Origin of the sequence: Rhodococcus sp. B50 (genome assembly GCF_013602415.1) — a bacterium.
GTDB lineage: Bacteria > Actinomycetota > Actinomycetes > Mycobacteriales > Mycobacteriaceae > Rhodococcus.
On sequence record NZ_WPAG02000002.1, the window covers coordinates 3087469 to 3111553 of the forward strand.

Sequence of the window (24085 nt, forward strand, 5' to 3'; positions counted from 1 at the left end):
GTCACCGCCCGCCCGCGAGATGATCGCCGAACAGGTACTGGAAGATCGTCGGGTACCGGATCCAGGCTTCCGTGGCAGGCTTGTACGGCGTTTCGCCGGTGTTCGACACGACGAACGGCGCATGACCGTCGCGCCGCGGATCGAAGTTCGGCAGTCCCCAGCAGTTGGGTCCGCCGGTCGCGCCGACCACGGGCAGATCCTGGGCGTCGTTGTACGGTGTGGCACCGCCCATGAAGCTCGTGCTCAGTGTCAGGGCCGCGTACTCCCCGGTGCCGGCCATCGGCTCGAACGCCACCCGGGCGTCGTTGAGACCGACGATGAAGCAGGTCAGTTCGGGCGAGTATTCACCGAGCAGGCCGGTGGTGTGACTCAGGCTGTCGAGTGCGGTGGTCAACTGTGCTTCGTTCTCCCCCAGGACATCTCGTCCGGTGTTTGCGAGACCGGTGAGGTTCATCAGCAGCAGGTCGAGTTGCTGCTGTTCGTCGACGACGGTATTGCCGACATCGGTGGAATTGCCGATCGTGGTCATGAGGTCGGGCGCCGTGTCGGCGTAGAGATCGGTGACCTGTGCGGCCGAGACGAGGTCGGCCTGCAGTTGCGGGAGCGACGGGTTCATCTCGGCGAGGTACGCGTCGGCCTCGACCAGGGCTGCGCCGAGGGCATCGCCGCGCCCGTTGAGCGCCTCCGACAGCGCACCGAGGGTGGCGTTGAGCTTCTCGGGCTGGATCTGGGCGAGCACGTCGGACAGGTGCTCGAAGACCGTGTTGAACTCGACGGTGACGTTGTCGGCCGCGATCACGGCCCCTTCCTGCATCGGCACGGACGACGGATCGTCGGGGACGACGATGTCGACGAACTTGGCGCCGAAGACCGTGGTGGATTCGATCGCCACCCGCGCGTTCGACGGGATGAGCTGCATCTGCCCGGGCTGCATGTCGAGGTGCAGGACGGCGCCGGCGGGCGTGTGCTCGATCGAGGCCACCCGCCCCACCTCGACGCCACGCATCTTCACCTTGGCATCGGGTTCCATCACCAGACCGGACCGCGGTGAGGTGACGGTGAGCGGGACCGTCGAGGTGAAACCCCCCGCGAACATCGTCAGTGCCACCGCGACGATCGCGGCGAGTCCGCCCACGAGACCGAAGGCGGCGAGCTTCTTCTTCCACGAAGGAGTGTCCATGTCGCGCGCCCTATCCCGACAGGTTGAAGTTGCCGGTCGCACCGTAGACGGCGAGCGAGATGAGCAGGGTGACGGTGACGACCGCGACGAGCGAGGCACGCACCGCGTTGCCCACCGCGACGCCGACACCGACGGGGCCGCCGCCTGCGGTGAACCCGTAGTAGGTGTGGATGAGCATCACGGCGATCGCCATCACGATGGCCTGGACGAACGACCACAGGATGTCGGTGGGTATCAGGAAGGTCGTGAAGTAATGGTCGTACACGCCCGCCGACTGACCGTAGAGCACCACGGTCGCGAAACGGCTCGCGACGAACGAGGCGATCACGGCGAGCGAGTACAGCGGGATGATCGCGATCATCCCGGCGAGCACGCGTGTGGACACCAGATACGGAATGGACGGGATCGCCATGGTCTCGAGTGCGTCGATCTCCTCCGAGACACGCATGGCGCCGAGCTGGGCGGTGGAGCCGGCGCCGATGGTGGCGGCCAGCCCGATCCCGGCGATCGTCGGGGCGGCGATGCGCACGTTGATGAAGGCCGCGAAGAAGCCGGTGAGCGCCTCGACACCGATGTTGCCGAGGGAGCTGAACCCCTGCACGGCGATGATGCCGCCGGTGAACAGCGTGAGGAAGCCGACGATCACGACGGTGCCGCCGATGACGGCGAGTGCGCCGGTGCCCATACTGATCTCGGCGACGAGCCGCACCGTCTCCTTGGGGTAGTGCATCAGCGCCCGGGGGACGGTCGCGAGCGCGCGCGCGAAGAACAGCGCCTGCTCCCCCACCCGGTCCACCGTGGACGACACACGTGTCACGCGCCGAACCGCACGGGGGAAGCGCCAGGACATCACTGCCATGAATTCTCCGCTCCCCTCATCCCGCGGTCAGCTTGATGCCGACGGCCGTGACGAGGAGGTTGACCACGAACAGTGCCATGAACGCGAACACGACCGTCTGATTGACGGCGTCGCCGACACTCTTCGCTCCACCTTTGACATTGAGGCCGAGGTAGGACGCGACCAGGCCCGCGATCATGCCGAACAACCCCGCCTTCACCTGGGAGATCATCAGTTCTCCGAAACCGGTGAGCAGGGTGATGCCGTTGATGAACGCGCCTGGGTTGACGTCCTGGAGGAAGACCGAGAAGGCGAATCCGCCGAGGATGCCGATCGTGCACACGAGACCGTTGAGCAGCAGCGCGACGACGGTGGACGCGAGCACCCGGGGTACGACGAGACGCTGGATCGGATCGATGCCGAGCACTCGCATCGCGTCGATTTCCTCGCGGATGGTGCGTGCGGCGAGATCGGCGCAGATCGCGGTGGCGCCGGCACCGGCGACGATGAGCACAGTGACCATGGGCCCCACCTGCGTCACCGCGCCGAGGGCCGCGCCCGCACCGCTGAGGTCGGCAGCGCCGATCTCCCGGAGCAGGATGTTGAGGGTGAAGCTCACCAGGACCGTGAACGGAACCGCGACGAGAACGGTGGGCACCAACGAGACCCGGGCGACGAACCATGCCTGATCGACGAATTCGCGTCGCTGGAAGGGGCGGCGGAAGGCCGCCCGGGCGGTCTCGCCGGTCATGGCGAACAGTCCGCCGACTGCCCGTAAGGGAACCTCGAGGAGGTCTACCATCGTGTGCCCCCTTCGATCCTCACGTCGTCGGCGCGCGGCCGATCGATGGCGTGTGCTGTGACCCGGGTCATAGTAACTAGAACGTGTTCACCTGTCAAAGATCCGCCGAGAGGCATCTCGATCCATTTCCGTCCGAACGGACATGTGGGCGCCGACAGACGCGCATCGATACGCTCGTAAGTGGCTTTACGCTGGAATTTTGGTGCGGCTTCCGACGCGGAGCTCGGGCTCGATCACGCCGGCACGAGACGCCGTCGGCATCGGCTCAGGCGTCGGAGCGGGATTGAAACTAGAACACGTACCAGGCCTGATCGCGGGCCCTGACGAGAGCCGGAGAAACGACCCGAGTGGGCGTGAGGCTACCGGAATTCCCCGGTGCCCGTCACCCTTGGTTGCAGGATCCCGGCCCGGGACGAAAGACGCGGCGTCCCCGCCGTTCCCGGACAGGCAACGGCGAGGCACCCGGAGACTAGAGATCGAGGGCCGACGACGCCGAGAACGTTCGGCTCGGATCGCGGTCGGCGAAGTATCCGCCGAGCTCGGTGGCGAGCGTCTCGGGCGTCCACTGCCCGTCGGCGTCGAAGCGTTGCTCGACCACCGGTGCCGCCATCACCGCCACCATCGGGCCGTAGACGATGAAGACCTGCCCATTGACGCGTTCGGCGGCCGGGGAGGCGAGATAGGCGACCAGATTCGCGACATGATCGGGCGAGAGCGGATCGATGCCGTCGTCCGGCGCGTCACCGAAGACCGCCTCGGTCATCGACGTCCGCGCTCGCGGGCAGATCACGTTGGCGCGGACACCGTACCGCTCGAGACCACGGGCGGCCGAGAGGGTGAGCGCGGTGATGCCTGCCTTGGCGGCGCCGTAGTTGGGCTGTCCGGGCGGCCCGAGCAGACCGGCCTCCGACGAGGTGTTGACGAGGCGCCCGTAGACGGGACCACCCTCCTGCTTCGATCGGTCGCGCCAGTAGGCCGCGGCATTACGGGACAACAGGAAGTGGCCGCGCAGGTGCACGGCGACCACGGAATCCCATTCGTCATCGGACATGTTGGGCAGCATCCGATCCCGCGTTATGCCCGCATTGTTGACGACGATATCGAGGCCGCCGAACTTACCCTGGGCCGCAGCGAGCATCGCGTCGGCCGTCTCACGCTCGGCCACACTGCCCGGCACGAATTCCGCGTCGACCCCGAGATCGCGGATGCACGTGAGGGTGTCCTCCACCGCGTCGTTCACCGCCAGATCGTTGACGACCACCCGCGCTCCGGCGCGCGCCAGCGCGAGCGCCTCGGCACGGCCGAGACCCGCCCCGGCTCCCGTGACGACGGCGACCCGCCCTTCGAGAGACACCCGACCGTCGTTCTCCACGCCACCGTTGGCGTCCGCACTCATCCACGCACTCCTCGAGATTCGGGCCGATCTCCGGCCGCACGCCGGTACTCTCCCCATAGGACCCGGGGGCACCGAAAATGTAGAACTTGTTACTTTTCCCGGCAAGGGCCGGTGCCGGTCACGCCACGTGGCTCACGCCTCGGCGAGCGCCGCACGCGGGCACTGGGCGACGGCCTCGCGAACGGCGCCCTCACTCCCTTCGGGCACGGGACGCGTGACGATCAACTCGTCGTCATCGTTGAGATCGAACACGTCGGGGGCCAGCCCTACACACACGCCGTTGGCTTCACAGCGGTCGAAGTCGACCTTGACATCCATCCGAGGACCTCGCTTCACATTCGCGCCGACCGATCGAGTTCAGACTAGAACGCGTTCCAATTCTGTGCAATGATTCGCGAGGATCCCACAGAGACGATTCGCGGGGACCCGCAGCGACGAAACGGAGCGTTCGTGGACATCTCCTACACCCCCGGGCAACAAGCCCTCCGCGAGGAATTGCGAGCCTATTTCGCACAGATCATGACACCCGAACGCCGCGAGGCGCTCGCCGCCACGACCGGCGAGTACGGCGTCGGCAACGTGTACCGCGAGGTCGTGCAGCAGATGGGCAAGGACGGATGGCTGACCCTCGGCTGGCCCGAGGAGTACGGCGGCCAGAACCGTTCCGCGATGGACCAATTGATCTTCACCGACGAGGCGGCCATCGCCGGCGCGCCCGTCCCGTTCCTCACGATCGACTCCGTTGCGCCGACGATCATGCACTACGGCACGGACGAGCAGAAGGAGTTCTTCCTCCCCCGCATCTCCGCGGGCGAACTGCACTTCTCCATCGGCTATTCCGAGCCGGGCGCGGGCACCGACCTCGCTTCCCTGCGCACCACCGCGGTGCGCGACGGCGACGAGTGGGTCATCAACGGTCAGAAGATGTGGACGAGCCTGATCGCCTACGCCGATTACGTGTGGCTCGCCGCCCGAACGAACCCGGATGTCCGGAAGCACAAGGGGATCAGCGTCTTCATCGTGCCGACCGACACTCCCGGATTCTCGTACACCCCTGTGCACACCATGGCCGGTCCGGACACCAGCGCCACCTACTACCAGGACGTGCGTGTCCCGGCGTCCGCGCTCGTCGGCGAGGTCGACGGTGGCTGGGCCCTCATCACCAACCAACTCAACCACGAACGGGTCGCGCTCACCTCCGCCGGTCCCGTGCGTACCGCGCTGACGGAGGTCCGGCGCTGGGCGCAGGAGACACATCTGCCGGACGGACGGCGGGTGATCGACCAGGAGTGGGTGCAGATCAACCTGGCACGCGTCCACGCCAAGGCCGAGTACCTGCAACTGATGAACTGGGACATCGCCTCGAGTTCCGGCACGACCCCCCTCGGTCCGGAAGCCGCCTCGGCGAACAAGGTCTTCGGAACCGAATTCGCGACCGAGGCCTACCGGTTGCTCATGGAGGTCCTCGGACCGGCGGCGACGGTACGGCAGAACTCGACCGGCGCGTTGCTCCGCGGACGGATCGAACGCATGCACCGCAGTTCCCTCATCCTCACCTTCGGCGGCGGCACCAACGAGGTCCAGCGCGACATCATCGCGATGACCGCCCTCGGCCAGCCGCCCGCCAAGCGTTAGAAAAGGACGCGCACCGTGGATTTCACCCTCACCGAGGCCCAGAACGATCTCGCCGAACTCACCCGCACCATCGTTACGGACATCGTCACCAACGAGCACCTGCGCACCATCGACGCCGCCGAGGACCGTACCGACCGCACCCTGTGGGACACGCTCGCGTCGTCGGGTGTGCTCGGTGCCGCTCTTCCCGAGTCCGTGGGTGGCGACGGATACGGCCCACTCGAGCAGGCGAGCATCCTGCGCGAACTCGGCCGCGGCGTCGCAGCCGTCCCGTATCTCACGTCGATCGTCGCGTGCGCGTCGGCGATCGCGGAGTTCGGCACCGCCGAACAGCAGGCCGAATGGGGACGTCCCGCCGCGGCCGGCGAGCAGATCCTCTCCGCCGCACTCGCGGAGGACCTGAACCCGGATCCCACGGCACCGACCACCCGGGCGCACGCATCGGGAGACGGCCATGTGCTCGACGGCGTCAAGATCGTCGTCGATGGGGCACCGATCGCCGACGGTTTCCTCGTCCCGGCCACCATCGGCGGCTCGGTGGCGGTCTTCCTCGTGCGTCCCGACGATGCGGGTGTCTCCGTCACCCGGCAGCAGACCACCGACTTCGGCAGTCGCGGCATCCTCACCCTCGAGCAGGTCGCTCTCCCCGCCGACCGCGTTCTCGGCACCGAGGGTGCCGCCGTGGCGGCGTGGTTGCGCGACCGCAGCCTGCTCGGATCGGTCGCCTACCAGTGCGGTGTCCTCGAGCAGGCACTCGAACTCACCGCGCAGTACGCACGCGAACGCGTCCAGTTCGACCGTCCCATCGGCAGTTTCCAGGCCGTCTCCCAACGACTCGCCGACGCCTACATCGACGTCAAGGCGGTGCGACTGACGTTGTGGCAGGCCGCTTTCCGCATGTCCTCGGAAGAGCGTCACGACGACGCCCTGCGCACCGCGGCCTTCTGGGCGGCCGACGCCGGGCACCGTGTCGCGCACACCGCCGTGCACGTGCACGGCGGTGTCGGACTCGACGAGGATCACCCGGTGCACCGCTACTTCCTGGCGGCCAAGCACCACGAGTTCCTGCTCGGCTCGGCCACCGATCAGTTGCGCGCACTCGGGCGCGAACTCGCCGACGTCCCGGTCTGATCACATGGCCACTCCCACCGTCACCGAACTTCTCGAGCGACTCGCCGACGTCGACGATCGAGGTCTGCGTTTCGAAGAGACCGCGCTGTCGTGGCGCGCGCACGTCGCACTGTCCCGACAGCGGGCCGCCCTGCTGCGGGACATGCTCGACGGCCCGGCACCGAAGCACATCGGGATCCTCATGGACAACATCCCGGAGTTCTCGTTGCTGCTCGGTGCCGCGGCCCTCTCCGGTTCGGTGGTGGTGGGCCTGAACACGACCCGGCGGGGCGCGGCGCTCGCGCGCGATATCGCGCTCGCCGACTGCCGGGTCGTGTTCACAGAGGCCGTGCACGCGTCGCTGCTCGACGGCGTCGATCTCGGCGACGTGCAGGTGATCGACGTCGATTCCCCCGAGTGGGCGGCGATGCTCGTCCCGTTCGCCGACACCGTCGTGGAGACCACGGCACCGTCTCCCGACGACCTGTTCATGCTGATCTTCACCTCGGGTACGAGTGGCGATCCGAAGGCCGTGCGGTGTACGCATCGCAAGTTCACCGAGCCGGCGGCGATGCTCGCCACCCGGTTCGGACTCGGACCCGACGACACCGTGTACGTGGCGATGCCGCTGTTCCATTCCAACGCGATGATCGCCGGTTGGTCGATCGGGCTGGCCACGCACGGGAGCATCGCTCTGCGGCGCCGCTTCTCGGCGTCCGGTTTCCTTCCCGACGTCCGCCGCTACGGGGTGACCTTCGCGAACTACGTCGGCAAACCGTTGTCGTACATCGTGGCGACCCCCGAGCGACTCGACGATCACGACAACCCGCTGCGCATCGTGTACGGCAACGAGGCGTCGGCCGCCGACGTCGCCGAGTTCACCCGCCGCTTCGGGGCACGAGTGGTCGACGGATTCGGCTCGACCGAGGGCGGCATCGCGATCGCCTCGGCCCCCGACGCCCCGACCGGCGCCCTCGGACGGCTACCCGAGGGCATCGAGATCCTCGACCCCGAGACGGGGCAGCCCTGCCCGCCGGCGGTGTTCGACGCGAACGGCAGGATCACCAACGCCGACGCCGCGACGGGCGAACTCGTCAACGTGCGCGGTCGCGGCTTGTTCGACGGCTACTACAACAATCCCGAGGCCGATGCCGAGCGACTCCGTGCCGGGCGCTATCACAGCGGCGACCTCGCCTACCGGGATGCGGACGGTTTCGTGTACTTCGCCGGACGCAGCTCCGGCTGGCTCCGGGTGGACGGGGAGAATCTCGGTGCGGCGCCCATCGAGCGCATCCTGATGCGGTACGAGGGTTTCGCTCAGGTCGCGGTGTACGGAGTGCCCGACCGCAACGTCGGCGACCGCGTGATGGCCGCGGTGATCCCCGCGGCCGGCTCCGACTTCGATCCGGTCGCATTCCCGCGTTTCCTCGATGCGCAGACCGATCTCGGCCCTAAACAAATACCCACCCTCATCCGTGTCTGCAGCGAGTTCCCCCGCACGGCGACCTTCAAGGTCCTGACCCGTTCCCTGGCCGCCGAACGCTGGTGCTGCACCGATCCGGTGTGGTTTCGGGAACGTGGCCATTCCGAATTCCGGCTGTTGTCAGACGAACTGGTGCAGCTTCTCGAACCCGCCTCCGTCGGCACTCCTGCGCGATAGCGTCGTCCCGAGACCCGGGATCGCTCCCTTGCCGCTGTACATACCCTGGGGTACGTTCGGCGCACCCGAGAGGTCGGGACGCGGTTCCGTCGATGCGACCGTGGAAGAAGCGAGGATTCATGGGATCGGTGCCACGCGCGACCGCACACGCACTCGGCGGTTTCTACGCGCTGTCCCTCGACGCCTTCACCGCCCTGTTCCGCTCTCGCTTCCACTGGCGCGAATTCCTCACCCAGTTCTGGTTCATCGCCCGGGTGTCGCTCGTGCCCACGATCCTGATGTCCGTCCCGTTCACCGTCCTCGTCGTGTTCACGCTCAACTCTCTGCTGCTCGAGATCGGCGCCGGCGATCTGAGCGGGGCGGGCGCCGGTCTCGGCGCCATCACGCAGATCGGTCCGCTCGTGACGGTGCTGGTCGTCGCCGGGGCGGGTGCCACCGCGATCGCCGCCGATCTCGGCTCGCGCACCATCCGCGACGAGATCGCCGCGCTCGAGGTACTCGGCATCGATCCCGCCGCCCGGCTCGTACTGCCGCGGGCGCTGGCGTCGACCGCCGTCGCGGTCACGCTCAACGGAGCGGTGTGCGCGATCGGCCTCATCGGCGGGTTCTTCTTCTCGGTGACACTCCAGAACGTCGATCCCGGCGCCTACGCTGCGGGGGTCACCTTGCTCGTCGGCCCCGGCGAGCTGCTGCTGTCGGAGATCAAGGCGGCAGTCTTCGGCCTGCTCGCGGGCCTGATCGCGTGTCATCGCGGCCTCTCGGTCAGCGGCGGCCCGAAGAGTGTCGGCGAGGCGGTCAACGAGACCGTCGTCTTCGCGTTCGTCGCGTTGTTCCTCGCCAACATGCTGCTCACATCGATCGGTATCGCGGTGATGGGCAGATGAGCGTCACGGGGGCCGCCACCGGGCGGACGGCGCAGGTGGTGCGCCGCGTCGGCCACGGGATCTCACGCGGCATCGACAACCTGGGACGCCAGGTCGTCTTCCTCGTCGGCGCGCTGCTCTCGACGGTGCGGGCGGCCCGGCACTATCCGCGCGAGACGCTACGCGTGGTCTCCGAGATCGGCCTCGGCACCGGCGTACTCGCGATGGTGGGCGGCAGCGTCGCCATCATGGGTTTCCTCACCCTGTTCGCGGGCGCGACCGTCGCAGTGCAGGGCTTCACCTCGCTCGGCAACATCGGTGTCGAAGCGCTCACCGGCTTCCTGTCCGCCTACGTCAACGTCCGGGTCGTCGCACCCGTGACTGCCGGCGTCGGCCTCGCCGCGACCATCGGTGCCGGCACCACGGCGCAACTCGGCGCGATGCGCATCAGCGAGGAGATCGACGCGCTCGAGGTCATGGCCGTCAAGTCGGTGCCGTATCTCGTCGGCACCCGCATCCTGGCGGGGTTGATCGCCGTCGTGCCCCTGTACTCGCTGTCGGTCCTGGCGTCGTTCCTGTCGAGCCGCATCGCGACCGTCGTGGTGCTCGGCCAGTCGCCCGGCGTCTACGACCACTATTTCGCGACCTTCCTGCGCCCCACCGACGTGCTGTGGTCCTTCGGGCAGGCGATCACCATGGCCGTGGTCGTCATGACGGTGCACAGCTATTACGGCTACACCGCCACGGGCGGACCGTCCGGCGTCGGTGTCGCGACCGGTCGCGCGGTCCGGATGTCGCTCATCGCGGTGGTGACGGTGACCCTGCTGATCTCCCTCGTCCTCTACGGCAGCAGCCGCCAACTTCATCTGGCGGGGTGAGGATCGTGCCCGCCTGGATGCCGAAGGTCGCCGCGACGTGCTTCGTCGTCGTCTCCGTGCTCGTTCTCGTATTCGTCTACCACGGCTTCCGCGGCTCGTTCACGCCCGGCGTGACGGTGACGGTCGAGAGCGGCCGCTCCGGCCTGATGCTCGACCACGGCGCCATGGTCAAGGCACACGGCGTGCACGTCGGCAGCGTCACGGCTGTGCATCACACCCCGTCCGGCACGGTGATCGAACTGCGCCTCGATCCGGACGCCGCCGCCCGACTGCCCGCCGACGCCGGAGCCGACATCCGCGCGACGACGGTCTTCGGCGCCAAGTACGTCACCCTCACCGACCCACCCTTGCCCGGCCCGGTCGGCCTGGCCGAGGGCACGGTGCTGCGCGCCTCGAGCGTGACGGTGGAGACGAACACCGTCTTCGAATCGCTGTCCGACGTCCTGCAGGCGGTCGACCCGGCGAAGCTGAACCGCACGCTCGGCGCGTTGTCGTCGGCGTTGCGCGGGCAAGGCGAGTCGCTCGGCCGTGCGCTCGTCGACACCGACGCCGTCCTCACCCGGATCGAGCCGCGCACGGAGACACTGCGACGCGATCTCGCTGCCACCGAGGCGACCGCCGATATCTACACCGCGGTGACCGACGATGTGGTGGCCTCGCTCGACAACCTCGCCGTCACCGGCACGACCCTCGTCGACCACGTCGACGACCTCGACCGCGTCCTGCTCGCCGCGATCGGTATGGGCGACGCCGGTCGCCGCGTGGTCGAGCCGAACAGCGAGCAGATCGTCGACGTGCTCGACCTCCTGCGCCCGACGGCCTCTCTCCTCGAGGAGTACTCGCCGGTCCTCCCCTGTTTCCTGCAGGGCGCCGACCGTGCCCGGCAACTCGCCGAACCGGCCTCGGGCGGCAACGGATCGTCGATGATGCTGAAGTCGACCTTTCTGCTCGGTACCGACCCGTACGAATATCCGCGCAATCTTCCGGTGGTCGAGGCCACCGGCGGGCCTCGCTGCGGTCCCCTGCCGATCGTGACGCCCGACGAGACCCCCGCCCCGTACGTCGTCGCGAACACCGGCGCCAACCCCTTCGAAGCCGGCAACACCTCGCCGGTCTTCGTCCCCGACTCGCTGTTCGAACTGCTCACCGGAGGCGCCGGATGACACGCACCGCGATCGCCGCGGGCATCTACGCTCTCGTCATGCTCCTGATCCTCGCCGGACTGTTCGTGGTGTTCGGCCAGGTCCGGTTCGGTGAACACACGCGCTATCACGCGATCTTCGACGAGGTCTCCGGACTCGAGGAGGGCCAGTTCGTCCGCGTCTCCGGCGTCGAGGTCGGCAGGGTCACGGCCGTGGAGTTCGGCGAGAACAACCGCATCGACGTCACCTTCCAGGTCGACTCGTCGTACACCCCGACCCGCGCGAGCGTCGCCACCGTGCGCTATCTCAACCTCGTCGGCGACCGGTATCTCGAATTGTCCGACGGCCCCGGCGATCCCCTGCCCATGGGACCCGGGGAGACGATCGGCACCGACCGGACCCGGCCGGCTCTCGATCTCGACGTGCTCATCGGCAGCTTCACGCCGCTGTTCCGTGCTCTCGAACCCGAGCAGGTCGATCGGTTGTCGGCCGATCTCATCACTGTGCTGCAGGGACAGGGCGGTACCGTCGAATCCGTCCTCGCCCAGGCGGCTTCGCTCACCTCGCACATCGCCGACCGCGACGTCCTCGTCGGCCAGGTGATCACGAACCTCGACTCGGTGCTCGCGAACCTCGCCGCGCACCGCGACACCTTCGACACCGCGCTCGTGCGCGCCCACGAGGTGGCCGCCCGGCTCGCGCAGGACGCCACGATCGTGGGCGACGCCGTCACCCACATCGATGCGGCCGGTGGATCCCTCTCCGACCTGCTCGCGCAATCCCGCACCTCGCTCGCCGGCACGATCCGCGAAACAGGCACCGTCGCAGCGCAGGTGGAGTCGCGCAGCGACACCGTCGAACAGCTGACGACCGAACTCCCCGACGCCTACAAGGCCCTCACGCGGCTCGGCGCCTACGGCGGATTCTTCAACTACTACCTGTGCGGCATGCTCATCGAGATCAACGACCTGTCCGGGAACACGGTCACCTCACCGCTGTTCGGGCAGACGACGGGCAGGTGCGCTCCGGCATGACCCAGTTCCGCGAGAAGAACCCCGTACGTGTCGGCATCGTCGGCACGATCGTGCTCGTCGTGCTCGTGCTCGGCGCCCTGAACATCCGCTCCCTGCCGTTCTTCGACGGCGGCACGACCTATCGGGCGCGATTCGTCGACGCCGGCGGCCTGACCACCGGCGACATCGTGCAGGTCGCGGGCAAGGACGCCGGACGGGTGACCGACATCGACATCGACCACGACGCCGTGGCCGTCACGTTCACCGTCGACCGGGCGGTCGTCGTGGGAACCGACACCACCGTCGAGATCGCGACTGCGACCGCACTCGGTGCGCGGAACCTGCGTGTGCGCCCCGCCGGTCCGGGACGTCTCGAGGACGGCGCCACCATCGACGTCGACCGCACGGTCGCGCCCTACCAGTTGACCGACGCTCTCGGCGATCTCACCGACACCGCAGCGGCCGTCGACACCGAGCAGCTCCGCGAATCGATGCAGGTATTGTCCGACACCCTGCGCGAGACCCCTGACGACGTCGGCGCAGCACTCGACGGCGTGATGCGGCTGTCCGAGACCGTCGCGTCGCGGGACGAATCCCTGCGGGCGCTGCTCGCGCACGCCGAACAGGTCACCGCGGTGCTCGCCGAGCGCAGCGATGCGATCGACGCCCTGATCGTCGACGTCGACCGCATCCTCGGCGAACTGCACCGCCGCCGTGCCGCTCTCGACACGCTGTTCGCGAACATCGATGCCCTGTCGGTCCAGATCTCGAATCTCGTCGCCGACAACGAGGCACAGCTCGAACCCACATTGGGCACGCTGAACGCCGTTCTCGGGATCCTCGAACGCAACCGCGATAACATCGCCCTCGCCATCGAGCGGCTGGGCCCGTATGCCACCGAGCTCGGCGAGGCCGTCGCGTCCGGCCCGTTCTTCAACTCGTACATCCAGAATCTGCTGCCGATGCAGGTCATCGAACCGGCCCTCACCGCCGCGCTCGAGAACGCGGGCATCACCGCTCCGGGAGGTACACCGTGACGCGACTGCGTCCCCTGATCTCGTGGGGTATCCCGATTATTCTTCTCGCCGTCGTCGCGGTGGTGTCGTTCACCGTCGCACCGTGGCGGTCCATCGATGAGTACGCGGCCGAATTCACCTCGAGCCGTGGACTGTACGTCGGCGACGACGTGCGCATCATGGGCGTCGAGGTCGGTCGCGTGACGGAGATCGAACCGCGCGGAGATCGTGTGCTCGTGCGTTTCGATATCGACTCCGACCGCCGTATCCCCGCCGACGCGCACGCCGCGATCATCGCCCCCACCCTGGTCTCCGCCCGCTTCGTCCAGCTCACCCCGCCGCATACGGGAGGTCCCGAACTGCTCGTGGGCGCAACGATTCCCGTCGAACGTACGGCGGTACCCGTCGAATGGGACGAGATCACCGAACAACTCACGCGGTTGACCACCGACCTCGGCCCCAGCGCGACCGACCCGCAGGGCGCGCTCGGCGAGGTGCTCGACGTCGCGGCCGCCAACGCCGACGGGCACGGTCCCGCGCTGCGCGACAGCCTCCAGCAACTCGCCGGGGCGATGCGCACGATCTCCGACGGCCGGCACGACCTGTTCGGCACCCTCGGCAACCTGCAGGTCTTCGTCGAGGCGCTGTCGATGAGCGGCGATCAGATCGTCTCGTTCCACGACCGGCTCGCATCCGTCACGGAGGTCCTCGATGCGAACCGCGACGACATGGGCGCCGCGCTGGCGGGACTCGACGCCGTCCTCGTCGACGTCGAGCGGTTCGTCCGCGACAACCGCGGAGGCGTCGACATGACCGTCGATCGCACGGCCGCGCTGACCGAGACCCTGGCGGCGCAGCGTGACGGCATCGCGCAGGTACTGCACGTCGCGCCGACGGCCCTGTCCAATCTGCAGGGCATCTACCAGCCCGCTCACAACACGGTGGTCTCGGCGTTGTCGCTGACCAACTTCGCGAATCCGGCCCAGTTCATCTGCTCTGCGCTCGCCGCGGCCGAACAGGTCGACGCGCATACGGGCTCGGAGTTGTGCGTGCAGTATCTCGGCCCGATCCTGCCGTTGCTCGCGATGGACTACCCGCCGGTGCGCATCAACCCGACGCGCGACGTCGGTGCGCTGCCCGACCAGCTCGTCTACACCGAGCCCGAGCTGAGGCCGGCACCAGGAGCACCGTCGCCGACCTCGCTGGCCGACCTGCTCGCCCCGGGAGCGCCGTGAGAACACGAGTCCTCCGCACGATCGGCGTCCTCGCCTGCCTGACACTCACCGCCGGGTGCGACTGGCGAGGACTGAACAGCCTGCCTCTTCCCGGCACACACGGACGCGGCGACGACGCATTCGCCGTGACCATCGAGATGCCCGACGTCACGACGCTCGAACGCAACTCGCGGGTCCGCGTCGGCGACGTCACCGTCGGGCGGGTCGCCGACCTGCAACTCGGGAACGGTCACGCGCTCGTGACGGTGATGGTCGACGGCGGCACGGTGCTCCCCGAGAACTCGGTCGCGAAGATCGGGCAGACGAGCCTGCTCGGTTCCGCCCACGTCGAACTGTCCCCTCCCCTCGCCGAACCCGCCCGTGGCCGGCTCGGCGACGGGGACGTCATCCCCCTCGAGCGGGCCGGCGCATTCCCCACTACTGAGCAGACGCTGTCGTCGTTGTCGCTGGTGCTCAGTGGCGGTGGCCTCGCCCAGGCCCAGGAGATCACCCGCGAACTGAACCGGGCACTGGACGGGCGTCAGGAATCGGTGCGGGCTCTGCTCCCCCGCCTCGACGCGGTGCTCGCCGGGCTGGACGGTCAGAAGGAGCAGATCGTGAGCGCGATGGAATCGCTCGACGCCCTCGCCGTCGAGGTCGCCGAACACAACGCCGAGATCGCCGCGGCGTCCGACGACCTCGCCCCCGCCATGGAGGTGCTCTCCTCCCAGCGCGACGACTTGACGCGCGCCGCCGACGCCCTCGGACAGTTCGGGCGCGTCGCGAACGAGGTCGTCGGGGCGAGCGGTGACGACGTGGTCGCGAACCTGCGCGATCTCGAACCGGTGCTGGCGTCGCTCGCGTCGACGGGCGAGTCACTCACCGAGTCGTTGCGCTACTTGCTGACCTTCCCGTTCCCCATCGACACCTACCGCAACGCGGTGCGCGGCGATTACGCCAACGGCACGGTCATCCTCGACCTCACCCTGCCCACCCTCGAGAACGCGTTGCTGCTCGGCACACCTTTCGAGGGCGCACTCACCGGCGGACGACGCGTGCCGGATCTGGTGTCGCTGCTGGTCCCACCTGTATCGGAGCCGACCCGGTGAGCCCGGCCGCGGCGCTGCGCCGCAGACTGCTGGTGTTCTTCACCGTCGGTGTCGCCGCGGTGCTGATCGTCGCCCTGTTCGTCGTGAATCTGCCAGCCCTGTTCGGGGTGGGGCGGTACGAGGTGCGTCTCGACCTCGCCGACGCCGGTGGCCTGTATCCGTCGGCCAACGTCACTTACCGCGGCGTCGAGATCGGCCGGGTGACCTCGTTGACGATGACCACGAGCGGTGCCGAGGCGGTCCTGTCGCTCGACTCGGATGTCCCGGTGCCGGCCGATTCGGCGGCGCAGATCCGCAGCATGTCGGCGATCGGCGAGCAGTACGTCGAGTTCCTGCCCGACGGTGAGGACGGCCCGTATCTGGCTGCGGGCTCGGTGATCCCGCGCGATCGCATCTCCGTTCCGGCACCCATCGGCGGTGCCCTCGATCAACTCGACGCGACCCTGCAATCCGTCGGTCCCGACCGTCTCGCGCTGCTGCTCGACGAAACCCATACAGCAGTAGCCGATTCCGGCGACGCGCTACGAATCCTCATCGAGGCCGGTGCGGCGGTGAGCGCCGAGGCCGCCGCGAGCGCGGACAGCATCGCGGCACTGATCGATCAGGTCGGCCCACTGCTCGACACGCAGGTCACGTCGTCGGATGCGATCACCCGATGGGCATCCTCCCTGGCCGGTACCACCGGGCAGTTGCGCGACTCCGACAGCGACGTGCGGACGCTCCTCGGCGTGACGGCCCCTGCCGCCGCACAGGTGCAGGCGCTGTTCGAGGAGGCCGAACCGACCCTGCCTCTGCTGCTCGCCAATCTCGTCACCGTCGAGCAGGTCGCCGCGGTGTACCGGCCGTCGCTCGAACAGATGCTGGTGCTGTTCCCCTCCATCATGGCGTCGACCCAGTCGGCGGGTCTGCCCAACGTCGACAATCCGGCGCAGAACACGTACTTCACGGCGACCTTCAACGACCCGCCGCCGTGCATCACCGGCTTCCTGCCGCCGGAACAGCGACGTTCGCCCACCGAGTTCGACGTGCCCGAGACGCCGCCCGATCTGTACTGCACACTCCCGGCGGATTCACCGATCGCGGTGCGCGGGGCTCGGAACATGCCGTGCATCGAGTACCCGGGCCGTCGCGCTCCCACCGTACAGTTGTGCCGCGACGGGGGTTATTCGGCGACGATCTTGGAAGGGCTTCTGTCACCGCCGAATTGAGTGTTTCGACGGTGATCGTTGTTCGTCGTCGTTAGATTCGGTTCATGACCGCGGACCGCACCGACGACGGCCGGTACGTCGTGATCGACGGCCGACGGTGGCGAGCGACCGATCCACGGATCCCCGAACCACTCCGGAAACAGCTGGTGACGGAGCTGATGCGCGCCCGCCGTCTGGTGAAGACCGACGGGGACTCCGCGCGGCATCGTGTTCAGGACGCGAAGGTCGCGCTCGGCGAGCGTGGGCAGCCCTGGTGGGAGCCGCGTGAGGAGGACGCTGCTCGCGAACGACTGGCGGCCACGATCTGCGCGCTGCTTCGGGAGCGGAACCCGTCCACGATCTGTCCCAGCGACGCGGCGCGGGTTGCGGGCGGGGACTCGTGGCGCGACCTGATGGACGCCGCCCGCTCGGTGGCCGCCGATCTGGAACACAGCGGTCACGTGGTGATCACCCAGAAGGGTGAGCCGGTCGACGTCGAGACTGCCCGAGGTCCGATCCGGATCGCACCCGGACCTGACCTCGAACAACCACGCCCTACTACTTGAAGATCCGGTGTTCTCGACCTCGCTGTGCGCGGTCGAGAACACCGGATCTCAGCCGTTCACGCGTTCGCGGCGTCGTTCAGCTTCTCGAGCGTGCCGGTCGCCTCGAGGTACTCCTGCACCCAGCGTTCGATGACCGTCGAGGTCTTGTCGACCTTCGTGAACTGCCCGACGACCTGGCCGACGGGGTTGAACGCGACGTCGACGGACTCGTCCGGGTATTTGTGGGTGGCTGCGACCGCCATACCGGACACCATGTACTGCAACGGCATTCCGAGGGGCTTCGGGTTGCCCTCCTGCTCCCAGGCCTCGGTCCAGTCGTTGCGGAGCATGCGGCAGGGCTTACCGGTGAACGACCGGCTACGCACGGTGTCGCGGCTGCTCGCCTTGATGTAGGCCTCCTGCTGCACCGGGGTGTTCTCGGCCTCCTCGACCATGAGCCACTGCGAACCGGTCCATGCGCCCTGAGCTCCGAGTGCAAGCGCGGCCGCGATCTGCTGGCCGCTGCCGATGCCGCCGGCAGCCAGCACCGGAACCGGCGCGACCTCCTTGACGACCTGCGGCCACAGCACGATCGAGCCGACCTCGCCGCAATGGCCACCCCCCTCGCCACCCTGCGCGATGATGATGTCCACCCCGGCGTCGGCATGCTTGCGGGCCTGCTTCGGGGAACCGCACAGCGCCGCGACCTTGCGACCCGCATTGTGGATGTGCTCGATCATGTCGGCAGGCGGAGTGCCGAGCGCGTTCGCGATGAGAGTGACCTTCGGGTGCTGCAGTGCCACCTCGACCTGTGGGGTGGCCGTGGCCTCGGTCCAGCCGAGGAGCTGCAACGCGTTATCGTCACCCTCGGGCAGCGGCACCCCGTGGTCGGTGAGGATCTTGCGGCCGAATTCGAGGGTCTCCTGCGGGACCATCGACTGCAGCATCTTCGTGAGTTCCTCGGCGGAGAGGTTCGCGTCCATGCCTTCGTACTTGTTGGGGATGACGATGTCGACGCCGTACGGGCGGTCGCCGATGTGTTCGTCGATCCAGTTCAGCTCGATTTCGAGCTCTTCCGGCGTGAACCCCACGGCCCCGAGGACGCCGAAGCCTCCGGCCTTGGCGACGGCAACGACGACGTCGCGGCAATGGGTGAACGCGAAGATCGGGAACTCGATGCCGAGTTCGTCGCAGATGGGCGTGTGCATCGGGCACTCCTCATAGACGTTCGCAAGACTGTAACACGTTCTACCTTAGTGCCATATAGGTCTCCGGGGAAGCAGGCAACGACGAAAGAAGGCTCGCAACACCAGCAGTGACTGCCGATGTTGCGAGCCTCATGTTCGTGTTGCGTGTCTCAGATGATGCCGCGTGCGCGCAGTTCCTTCTGCTCGACCTCGCTCAGGCCGAGCACCTCGCCGTAGACCGCCGCGTTGTCGTATCCCGCGATGGGTGGGCCCGCGCGGCGCACCGAACCGGGCGTCTCACCGAGCACCGGCACCACACCGGGGCCGAGCACATCGGTGTCCGTGCGCTCGTCGTGGTGAGGCACGATCATGTCGCGCGCACGGAACTGCGGATCGGTGACCACCTCGGCCACGGTGTTCACCGGGCCGGCCACCACACCGGTCTCCGACAGATGCGCAAGCAGGTCCTCGAGCGTCGACGTCGCGGCCCAGTCACCGATGAGCGCGTCGAGTTCGTCCTGATTCACGCCGCGAGCGAGATGATCGGCGAAGCGCGGATCGTCGGCGAGCTCGGGGCGATCCATCGCTGTGCACAGCCGGCGAAAGACCGTGTCCTGGTTCGCGGCGATGATGATCCACATATCGTCGGACGTGCGGTAGAGGTTCGACGGCGCGATGCCCTCGAGGCGGGTTCCGGACGGGCCCCTCACCACGCCGGCCGCGTCGTAATCCGGAATCACCGACTCCTGGACGGCGAGGCACGCCTCGGTGAGCGCCACGTCGACGACCTGACCGCGACCTGTACGTTCGCGGCTCAGCAGTGCGGCGAGCACGCCCTGCACCGCGAACATGCCGCCGAGAGTGTCCCCGAGCGACAACGCGAGTCGCGGGGGTGCCTGTCCTGGGTAACCGTTGAGATGCCGTAGTCCGCTCTCCCCCTCGGCCACCGAGGCGTACCCCGCGCGACCGGCCTTCGGACCGGTCTGCCCGTAGCCGGAGACCCGCGCCAGGACGATGCCCGGATTGATCTCGGAGAGCACGTCGTAGGCGAGACCCCACTTCTCGAGCGTTCCGGGACGGAAATTCTCGACGATGACGTCCGACTCCGCAACGAGGCGCCGGAAGAGTTCCTGTCCGTCGGGTGCCCGGAGATCGAGGGTGATGCAGCGCTTGTTGCGGGCGTGCACCGTCCAGAAGAAGCGGTGCCCGTCCCGCTCACCCTGTCCCCAGGTGCGGAGCGGATCGGGACGCTTCGGGTCCTCGATCTTGACGACGTCGGCGCCCATGTCGCCGAGCAGGCGTCCTGCATACGGGCCGGCGATCAGGGTTCCCAGTTCGAGCACCCTGATCTCTGCCAGCGCTCCAGTTGCCTGCGACTCGGCCTGTGTCACTGCGTCTTCCGTCCTCTGGTCAGTAACCGAGGTGAACCGTCTTCTCCTCGGTGAACGCTTCGAGTCCGCTGCGGCCCAGTTCACGACCGATGCCGCTCGCGTCACGTCCACCCCAGGGTAGTGCGGGATCGGGCACGCCCCAGCCGTTGACCCACACAGTGCCCACGCGCAGTTGCGGGATCACGCTGTGCACGGTCGACAGGTTCTGACTGAAGATGAACGCGTTGAGCCCGTACTTCGTGGCGTTCGCCAGCCGCACGGCCTCCTCGGTTGTCTTGAAGGTGATAACTGTGGCGACCGGGCCGAAGATCTCCTCGCGGGCGATGGTGAGGTCGTTGGTGCCGCGGAAGACTGTCGGCTCGACGAAGAAGCCGCGCTCCCCCACCCGCGACCCGCCGGTGAGCAGCTTCGCACCTTCGCTCTTGCCCATCTCGATGTAGCCGAGGATGCGGTCGAGCTGCTTGCGGTTGACGATCGTGCCCTGGGTTGTCGACGCATCGAAGGGGTCGCCGATCACCGCACCGCGGGCGAATTCGACGAGTCCCTCGACCACTTGGTCGGCGATTGATTCGTGCACGATCACCCTGGTGCCGGCCGCGCACACCTGGCCCTGGTGGTAGAAGTTGCCCATCGCGATCCACGGCAGCGACGCCTCGAGGTCGGCGTCGGGGAAGATCAGCTGTGGCGCCTTGCCGCCGAGTTCCAGGGTGACCTTGCGGAACTTCTCGCCGGCGAGCGACGTGATGGTCTTGCCGACGGCCGGGCTGCCGGTGAAGGTGATCTTGTCGATTCCCTCGTGCGCGGCGAGCGCGGCACCGGCTTCGGGGCCGAGACCGGACACGACGTTGAACGCGCCGTCCGGCACACCCGCCTCACCGAGCAGGTCGGCGAGCTTCAGGGTGGACAGCGAGGCGTCCTCGGCGGGCTTGACGACCACCGAGCAACCGGCAGCGAGAGCCGGCGCGATCTTCCAGGCAGCGACTACGGTGGGGTTGTTCCACGGCGTGATCGCACCGACCACACCGAGCGGCTGCCGCAGGGTGAACCCGAAACGGTGCTGCGGACCCACATCGGGGAGGATCATCGCCTCACCGGCGATCTTGTCGGCCCAACCGGCGTAGTGCCGGAACGACGCCGCGGCGGCGGGGATGTCCCCGGCGACGGTATCGGCGTAGAGCTTGCCCATCTCCGCGGTCTCGAGCGCCGACAGTTCCGGGGCGTGCTGCTCGATGAGGTCGGCGGCACGGGAGAGGACCCGGCCGCGCTCGGCACCGGCCATCCGCGACCACGCACCGGATTCGAAGGTGTCGCGGGCCGCGGCGACGGCGGCGTCGATGTCGGCGGCCCCACCGGCAGCGACCTCGGCGACGACCTCCTCCGTCGCCGGGTTGATCGACGAGAAGTGGGCGCCCGAGCGTGCGGGCACGGCTCGGCCGCCGATCCGCAACTGCGGGTCTGGAACGACGACGGGTGCGGGGGCGGACAGTTCGGTCATCACGACTCCTGGGGAGAAGGTGGGGTGAAACGTCGGGTGAGGCCGGACCACGAGGAGTCGTAGTTCGGTTGGCGATGCGCCGCGCGGTGGGCCGCGTCGGTAACGGAGAGGGCGAGTCTCGTCTCGAACATGAACGACAGGGTGTTCACGAGCTTGACCGGCTTCAACTCGGCCGACGTGGCGAGATCGAAGGTCTCGACGTCGGGCCCGTGGGCGCCCCACTGGTTGTGGAGCGAGGCACCGCCCGGGACGAATCCTTCCGCCTTCGAGTCGTGCTGTCCACGAACCAGTCCCATGAACTCGGTCATGACGTTGCGATGGAAGTGCGGTGGCCGGAAGGTGTGCTCTCCGACCACCCAGCGATCCGGGAAGACACAGAAGTCGACGTTGGCCTGCCCCGGAATGGAGGTGGGCGAGGTGAGCACGGTGAAGATCGACGGATCGGGATGATCCCAGCCGGCCGTGGTCATCGCGTTGAACCGGCCGAGATCGTACTTGTAGGCACCGTGCGTGCCGTGCCAGGCGACGACGTCGAGCGGCGAGTGGTCGAGTTCGGTGGCCCACAGGTGCCCGCCGAACTTCTGCACGACTTGTACCGGCCCCGACCGGTCTTCGTACCAGGCCGTCGGGTAGACGAAGTCGCGGGCGTGGGCGAGGCCGTTCGCCCCGATGGGACCGAGTTCCGGCAGGGTCAGAGCGGCACCGTAGTTCTCGAGCAGGTAGCCGGTTGCGTTGCCGCCGGGCAGGTCCACCCGGAACCGCAGACCCCGCCCGATCACGGCGATCTCGCCGGGTTCGACGAGGAGCCGGCCGAGTTCGGTGCACAACAGCAGCGCGCCGTCCTGCGGTACGAACAACAGTTCCCCGTCGGTGTCGACGAAGTAGCGGTCGGCCATCGACTGCGACACCGCGTACAGATGGATCGCGATGCCGGTGCGGCACCGTACATCTCCGTTGACGGCGTAGGTCGTCACACCGTCGACGAAGTCGGTGCCGGACACCGGCGTCGGTTGCGGGTCCCATCGCAACCGGTTGGGGGTGAGCACTCCCCCGGCATCGGGTGCCGACACCCAGCCGGCGTCGTCGATCCGCTCGAACGGGCCGTGTGCTGCGGACGGCATGATCCGGTACGTCCATGTGCGACGGTTGATCTCGCGCGGCTCGGTGAAGGCGGTGGCAGAATGCTGTTCGGCGTAGAGACCGTACGCCACCCGCTGGGGTGAGTTCTGGCCCCACGGAAGCACACCCGGAACGGCTTCGCTGTGATGCTCGTTGCCGAAGCCGGGAAGGTATTCGAGACCCGCGCCGGCATCCGCACCGATGTTCATGTCAACGCGACCATCTCGTGCAGTGTCGAACCCGAACGCTCGTGGTCGGTTCCGTCGACGGTCACCGTCATCGTGAAATCGGAACGGAACCGGAAGTAGCCGGGATGGCCCACGAGCCGGTTGACGAGCGGCTTGAGCAGCTTGCTCGACGCGAGCGGAACGTCGTCGAGCAGATTGTGGGCGTGCACGATCTCGCGGACGGTGAGTTTCACGTCGAGGGACCCCGGGATGCGGATGCGGATCCATGCCGGATAGGTGCGATCGGCGACCGTGTTGTGCACGGTCGGCCCCTCTGTCAATTCCACCTCGCCGTTGCTGAGGATCACGTCGCGGCCGTGCGCGACCATCACCGGCTGCGACCAGTGCGAGCCGTACTTCTTCTGGGTGTGCACCATCGCGTAGACGAGGGTGAAGTCCTCGGTGTACAGGCGGCCCCAGTACCACTTGTCGATGAGACGCTTCATGTCGCCGACGCCCCAGTTGTGGTCGTGGTAACCGCGTCCGGTGACCTCGGTGGTCTTTCCGTCCACCGTCACCGTTCCCGCGACCCGCGCGCGGGGTGCACCGACGACCCATGCGAAGAACTCACGTTCGTTGTAGCTGGTCTGTCCGCGTCCCGGCATCCACGGCGGGACCTCGGCGGTGAAGGTCAGGTCGAAGGCGAGATCGCCTTCGGATACCGATACGTGGTAGACGGGCAGCCCGTCCTCATCTCCGACCAGTTTCGCGAAGCTCTGTCCGACCCGGACGTCGCATCGCTCGGTGGACACCGCGAGGTCGGCGTCGGTGTACGACCGGCTCGCCTCCCGCCGCTTGCCGTCCGCGCTGTAGACGTGGATCTCGACACCGGGCTTGCGGTGCACCAGTTCCCGGGTCTGGATCATCGCCACGACGATCCGCCCGTCGTCGAGATGGGCGTCGAAGTACCAGTGTTCGAAGGCGTGCTTGTCGGTGGAGGGGTGGGCGCCGTTGTCACCGGCGGCGACGGTGGTGATCTCGCCGTCGCGGCGCCCGGGCCCGTTCCAGGCTTCGACGATCTGTAGGGTCATGACTTCTCCGGTCTCGGTGTGGTGAGGAGTGAAGCGGGACGATCAAC

22 protein-coding genes are annotated in these 24085 nt (G+C 67.8%); 12 read left to right on the top strand and 10 right to left on the bottom strand.

All coding sequences use genetic code 11. The features are described from left to right. Position 1: 1 nt before the first annotated feature. The 5 genes from GON09_RS14580 to GON09_RS14600 all read right to left on the bottom strand — a co-directional run bounded on the left by GON09_RS14580 (position 2) and on the right by GON09_RS14600 (position 4534). Positions 2-1180 carry an MCE family protein gene (locus GON09_RS14580; RefSeq protein WP_213932406.1) on the bottom strand — a complete coding sequence of 393 codons (1179 nt, stop codon included), beginning with the start codon at positions 1178-1180 and terminating at the stop codon, positions 2-4. 10 nt (positions 1181-1190) lie between these two features. Beyond that, positions 1191-2039, bottom strand: coding sequence for an MlaE family ABC transporter permease (locus GON09_RS14585; RefSeq protein WP_213932407.1), 849 nt, complete (start codon positions 2037-2039; stop codon positions 1191-1193). 16 nt (positions 2040-2055) lie between these two features. Then, complete coding sequence (locus GON09_RS14590) at positions 2056-2820, bottom strand: MlaE family ABC transporter permease (RefSeq protein WP_016933360.1); 765 nt, start codon at positions 2818-2820, stop codon at positions 2056-2058. Positions 2821-3289: 469 nt separating this feature from the next. After that, positions 3290-4216 (bottom strand): 3-oxoacyl-ACP reductase, encoded by a 927-nt coding sequence (locus tag GON09_RS14595; protein WP_213932408.1) that lies wholly within the window; start codon positions 4214-4216, stop codon positions 3290-3292. Between the two features lie 132 nt (positions 4217-4348). Further along, entirely contained in the window at positions 4349-4534 is a 186-nt protein-coding gene (locus GON09_RS14600) for a ferredoxin (protein WP_064063480.1), read from the bottom strand. A 132-nt stretch (positions 4535-4666) separates the two neighbouring features. Between GON09_RS14600 and GON09_RS14605 the strand changes: the two genes are divergently transcribed. The 12 genes from GON09_RS14605 (at position 4667) to GON09_RS14660 (ending at position 17609) form a co-directional block, all read left to right on the top strand. Beyond that, entirely contained in the window at positions 4667-5851 is a 1185-nt protein-coding gene (locus GON09_RS14605) for an acyl-CoA dehydrogenase family protein (protein WP_213932409.1), read from the top strand. A gap of 15 nt (positions 5852-5866) precedes the next feature. Continuing rightward, positions 5867-6982 carry an acyl-CoA dehydrogenase family protein gene (locus tag GON09_RS14610; RefSeq protein WP_213932410.1) on the top strand — a complete coding sequence of 372 codons (1116 nt, stop codon included), beginning with the start codon at positions 5867-5869 and terminating at the stop codon, positions 6980-6982. Between the two features lie 4 nt (positions 6983-6986). Then, complete coding sequence (locus GON09_RS14615; RefSeq protein WP_213932411.1) at positions 6987-8621, top strand: long-chain-fatty-acid--CoA ligase; 1635 nt, start codon at positions 6987-6989, stop codon at positions 8619-8621. Between the two features lie 119 nt (positions 8622-8740). Further along, entirely contained in the window at positions 8741-9505 is a 765-nt protein-coding gene (locus tag GON09_RS14620) for an MlaE family ABC transporter permease (RefSeq protein ID WP_213932412.1), read from the top strand. Next, positions 9502-10362: an MlaE family ABC transporter permease gene (locus GON09_RS14625; RefSeq protein WP_244865514.1), complete on the top strand. Its 861-nt coding sequence runs from the start codon at positions 9502-9504 to the stop codon at positions 10360-10362. The genes GON09_RS14620 and GON09_RS14625 overlap by 4 nt, the downstream gene beginning before the upstream one ends. Positions 10363-10367: 5 nt before the next feature. Then, the gene (locus tag GON09_RS14630; RefSeq protein WP_307854381.1) at positions 10368-11525 is read left to right on the top strand and encodes an MCE family protein; all 1158 of its coding nucleotides are present in this window, start codon (positions 10368-10370) and stop codon (positions 11523-11525) included. After that, positions 11522-12538, top strand: coding sequence for an MCE family protein (locus tag GON09_RS14635; RefSeq protein WP_213932414.1), 1017 nt, complete (start codon positions 11522-11524; stop codon positions 12536-12538). The genes GON09_RS14630 and GON09_RS14635 overlap by 4 nt, the downstream gene beginning before the upstream one ends. Then, positions 12535-13554, top strand: a complete 1020-nt coding sequence (locus GON09_RS14640) for an MCE family protein (protein WP_244865515.1) — start codon at positions 12535-12537, stop codon at positions 13552-13554. Before GON09_RS14635 ends, GON09_RS14640 begins: the two co-directional genes overlap by 4 nt. Beyond that, positions 13551-14768 (top strand): MCE family protein, encoded by a 1218-nt coding sequence (locus tag GON09_RS14645; protein WP_213932416.1) that lies wholly within the window; start codon positions 13551-13553, stop codon positions 14766-14768. The genes GON09_RS14640 and GON09_RS14645 overlap by 4 nt, the downstream gene beginning before the upstream one ends. After that, the gene (locus GON09_RS14650) at positions 14765-15856 is read left to right on the top strand and encodes an MCE family protein (RefSeq protein ID WP_213932417.1); all 1092 of its coding nucleotides are present in this window, start codon (positions 14765-14767) and stop codon (positions 15854-15856) included. The genes GON09_RS14645 and GON09_RS14650 overlap by 4 nt, the downstream gene beginning before the upstream one ends. Further along, a complete protein-coding gene (locus GON09_RS14655) occupies positions 15853-17064 on the top strand; it encodes an MCE family protein (protein ID WP_213932418.1) in 1212 nt (403 codons plus the stop codon). Before GON09_RS14650 ends, GON09_RS14655 begins: the two co-directional genes overlap by 4 nt. Before the next feature lie 44 nt (positions 17065-17108). Further along, the gene (locus GON09_RS14660; RefSeq protein ID WP_213932419.1) at positions 17109-17609 is read left to right on the top strand and encodes a DUF3253 domain-containing protein; all 501 of its coding nucleotides are present in this window, start codon (positions 17109-17111) and stop codon (positions 17607-17609) included. A 56-nt stretch (positions 17610-17665) separates the two neighbouring features. Here GON09_RS14660 and GON09_RS14665 read toward each other — a convergent pair whose 3' ends face one another. The 5 genes from GON09_RS14665 to GON09_RS14685 form a co-directional block, all read right to left on the bottom strand. Further along, positions 17666-18796: a nitronate monooxygenase gene (locus GON09_RS14665; RefSeq protein ID WP_213932420.1), complete on the bottom strand. Its 1131-nt coding sequence runs from the start codon at positions 18794-18796 to the stop codon at positions 17666-17668. Between the two features lie 149 nt (positions 18797-18945). Further along, the gene (locus tag GON09_RS14670; protein WP_213932421.1) at positions 18946-20166 is read right to left on the bottom strand and encodes a CaiB/BaiF CoA transferase family protein; all 1221 of its coding nucleotides are present in this window, start codon (positions 20164-20166) and stop codon (positions 18946-18948) included. A gap of 19 nt (positions 20167-20185) precedes the next feature. Beyond that, on the bottom strand, positions 20186-21661 hold the full coding sequence (locus GON09_RS14675) for an aldehyde dehydrogenase family protein (RefSeq protein WP_213932422.1): 1476 nt from the start codon (positions 21659-21661) through the stop codon (positions 20186-20188). Continuing rightward, on the bottom strand, positions 21661-22989 hold the full coding sequence (gene hmgA / locus GON09_RS14680) for a homogentisate 1,2-dioxygenase (RefSeq protein WP_213932423.1): 1329 nt from the start codon (positions 22987-22989) through the stop codon (positions 21661-21663). The genes GON09_RS14675 and hmgA overlap by 1 nt, the downstream gene beginning before the upstream one ends. After that, the gene (locus tag GON09_RS14685) at positions 22986-24038 is read right to left on the bottom strand and encodes a lipocalin-like domain-containing protein (RefSeq protein ID WP_213932424.1); all 1053 of its coding nucleotides are present in this window, start codon (positions 24036-24038) and stop codon (positions 22986-22988) included. The genes hmgA and GON09_RS14685 overlap by 4 nt, the downstream gene beginning before the upstream one ends. Between the last annotated feature and the right edge of the window lie 47 nt (positions 24039-24085).